Annotated in this window: 3 protein-coding genes; 1 reads left to right on the top strand and 2 read right to left on the bottom strand. The window is 53.2% G+C overall.

Going from position 1 to position 3,467, the window contains the following annotated elements:
• Window positions 1–448: dihydroxy-acid dehydratase (locus ABYT30_RS17185; RefSeq protein ID WP_373097670.1), on the top strand; the 448-nt coding region annotated here is incomplete at its 5' end.
• A gap of 220 nt (window positions 449–668) precedes the next feature.
• Here the strand turns inward: ABYT30_RS17185 and ABYT30_RS17180 are convergent.
• Window positions 669–968 (bottom strand): putative signal transducing protein, encoded by a 300-nt coding sequence (locus tag ABYT30_RS17180; protein WP_373081762.1) that lies wholly within the window; start codon window positions 966–968, stop codon window positions 669–671.
• A 4-nt stretch (window positions 969–972) separates the two neighbouring features.
• Window positions 973–3,420 (bottom strand): acyl-CoA dehydrogenase, encoded by a 2,448-nt coding sequence (locus ABYT30_RS17175; protein ID WP_373097668.1) that lies wholly within the window; start codon window positions 3,418–3,420, stop codon window positions 973–975.
• Window positions 3,421–3,467: the final 47 nt, after the last annotated feature.

The raw sequence follows: 3,467 nt of genomic DNA, 5'->3' as shown, positions 1-3,467 counted from the left end.
TGATCGTGTAAAAGCGGGCGATGTTGTTATTGTTCGCTACGAAGGCCCCAAGGGCGGCCCCGGCATGCAGGAGATGCTCTACCCCACCAGCTACATTAAATCCAAAGGCTTGGGTAAAGTGTGCGCACTGCTCACCGACGGCCGTTTCTCCGGTGGTACCTCAGGCTTGTCAATTGGCCACGCCTCCCCGGAAGCGGCGGCAGGCGGTGCAATTGGCTTAGTTGAACAGGGCGATATCATCCGTATCGACATTCCTAATCGCGGCATAAACGTATTGGTTGACGAAGCTGAACTCAATAAACGTCGCAAGGCCATGGATGCAAAAGGTGCCGATGGCTGGAAGCCAGTGAAGGAACGTCCACGCAAGGTGTCGGCAGCATTAAAGGCTTACGCCAAGATGGTAACCAGCGCCGACAAGGGTGCGGTGCGGGATATTAGCCAGCTCTAACGGCTGGCCAATTTTCAGGCATAAAAAAAGGGGCCTAAAAGGCCCCATAAGAATGCTGGCGCCCTCACGCAACAGAGGTAGACAGCCGTCCCAATAATTCAGAAAGTCAAAGTAATATTGAGCAGGCCTATACTATACCGTAAGTTTGCAGCAATGATGATAGGCAATTTCCCCTAGAATCGTTCCACCCCAAAATTCGTCGTCTCCATCACAAAAAGCACTAGATGGCCGCCCCACCACAATGCCAACACAACTCGAAACTGGCACCATTTAGCTCTTTGCAGGCTGGGCAACACCACTCGCGACCATCATCTTCCCTTAAGACCGCCAACAAGGTCTCCGCCGCCGCGACACTTTCCGCTGCCACCCACAATTCCGGCCACACCTCGGTAAACGCCAATCCCCCGTTCGCCCCACCGGCATAGGTATTACGCAATTCCGTCGTCAGCCCCGCGGCCTCCAATACATTTGCCGCATTGGCAACCAAGCTTAAATTAGGGCTAGTAAACACTTTCCGCACGCGCTTAACACTCCGGCCGCAGTGGACGAACATCGGTATCCGCTAAGCTCGGGTCGAAGGCATCGGTCAATAAACAGTCGTAGCGGCAGTCATCGTAGGCAGTAATGGCATCTGCCTGCGCTTGGCTTAAGGTGCCACTCACTACTGCGCTAGCCAATTTTTCCGCGGTCGATTCGCCCTTTAGTTCGCCCTGTTTGTCGAGCGCTAGAAAATGTTCATAATCCTTTTCTACCGCAGCCAAAAGTTGGTAGGTGTAATGAATACGGCCCTGGGCATCGTGGGGGTCAGCACTGAGATAAACCTTCTCGGCCAATAAATTACGCACCGAACTCGGCTGCATAATTAACTCACCCAAGGCGCGAATCTCGTCGTCTGACGGTGTCCACTGCGGCATGCCCCAAGGGAAAAACACCGCTTTTAATACTGCACCTAAGCCCTTTATGGGCAAATTACGATAAAACGTCGCCAAGGCCGTATTCATACTCATAAAGCATTGCTTTAAAGCATATTCGGCATGTAACTCATTCGCTTCGTCAGGCGTTTGCGCATCGTGGAATTTAAGTAATGCACAGGCGATAACGAGCTGACTATGCACATCACCTAAGCGCGCCGACAGCAATTCGCGGCGCTTGAGATCACCGCCCAAGGTAAGCAGAGCAATATCGGCGCTGGCCGCGAACACCGCGCTATAACGATTAATATGGCGGTACCAGCGCGCCGACAATTCGCTATTGCCGCAGTTAGGCTTAGGGAACAATCCGCCGCTGAGGCCTAGCAAAATCCCACGGCTAAACACCTCGGCAGTATGACCGAGATGCCCCATTAACAAGCGATCAAAATCCGCTAAGGCAGTCTCGGATTCATCGCTCAAGGCCGCTAACTCGTCAGCCAAATAAGGGTGGCAGCGCATAGCACCCTGGCCAAAGATAATCATAGAGCGGGTTAAAATATTCGCGCCTTCAACGGTGATGGCAATTGGCACGGTTTGATAAACCAGCGCCATAAAATTGCGCGGCCCCATTTGAATACCACGTCCGCCGAGAATGTCCATGCTGTGGTTGACGACAAGCCGTAGATTTTCAGTGGCGTGGTATTTGGCCATCGCGGTAAGCACCGAGGGCGCGCCATCATCCAGCGCCCGAGTGACTAATGCCCGGTATGCCTCAAGCATATAGGCAGACGCCGCAATCTCCGCGCTGGCCTCTTGCACCCCTTCAAACTTACCAACGGGGATACCAAATTGGCGACGGATGCGAGCAAAAGCCCCCACCAGCAAGTAGCTCATTTCGCCACCCGCTGTCGACAAAGCTGGCAGCGACACGCCGCGCCCCGCACCCAAGCACTCCACTAACATCCGCCAACCCTGGCCAATATACTCCTGGCCACCAATCAACATGTCCATGGGGATAAACACATCAACACCGGTAATTGGGCCATTCATAAAGGCCGAGCCTGGATTGTGGCGTCGACCAATTTCCACCCCCGGCAAGGTGGCAGGCACCAGCGCACAGCTAATACCGCGCTCGACCTCATCGCCAATTAAACCTTCAGGATCACTGAGTCGAAAGGCCAACCCTACCACCGTGGCAATCGGGGCCAAGGTAATCCAGCGTTTCGAAAAGTTTAACTTTACGCCAAGAACTTTTTTGCCTTCAAACTCTTGCTCACAGACCACGCCCGTATCGGGAATCGCGCCAGCATCGGAGCCCGCTTCTGGGCTGGTTAAGCCGAAACAAGGTAGCTCTTCGCCCTTTGCCAAACGGGGCAGCCAAAAGTCCTTTTGCTCCTCACTGCCGTATTTCAGCAGTAATTCACCTGGCCCCAATGAATTGGGTACCATCACGGTAACAGCGGCAACCGTGGAACGGCTGGCAATTTTGCTCACCACTCGACTCTGGGCGTAGGCACTAAACCCCAAGCCGCCGTAGGCGGGCGGAATAATAAGCCCCAGAAAACCTTTGTCTTTAATGAATTGCCAAACCTCAGGGGGAAGGTCTTTGGTTTCGTGATGAATCTGCCATTCCGACAGCATGGCGCACAGGGCATTAGTTTCGCCGTCGATAAAAGCCTGCTCTTCAGCGCTGAGTTCAGACAAATCGATATCTTCAAATACCGACCAATCAGGGCGGCCAGAAAACAACTCTTTCTCCCACCAGGTGGTACCGGCATCCAGCGCCTCGCGCTCGGTATCGCTCATCGGCGGCATCATTTTTTTGAGCGCGGCCATCGCCGGCGCTGACAGCAAGCGAATACGCAGCGACCTGACCAAAAACAAGGCCAAGCCAGCAAAGAGCATAAACAAACTCAGAGGGTGAAGAAATATCGGCATATTTAAGCCAACCAGCAGCCAGGCCAGCACCACGACCACCGCACCACTACGCAAAGATAGGCGCCGATAAAAAACAAATAATACGATTAAAAAGAACGCTAAAACGCTAAGTGCACTGGCCATAATACAATCTCCAATTTAAGTGGTGATGTTCTTAGCCTGCCAAGCTC

This window comes from Zhongshania sp., from assembly GCF_041623545.1.
Lineage (GTDB): Bacteria > Pseudomonadota > Gammaproteobacteria > Pseudomonadales > Spongiibacteraceae > Spongiibacter.
This window is presented reverse-complemented; position numbering and strand designations above follow the sequence as displayed.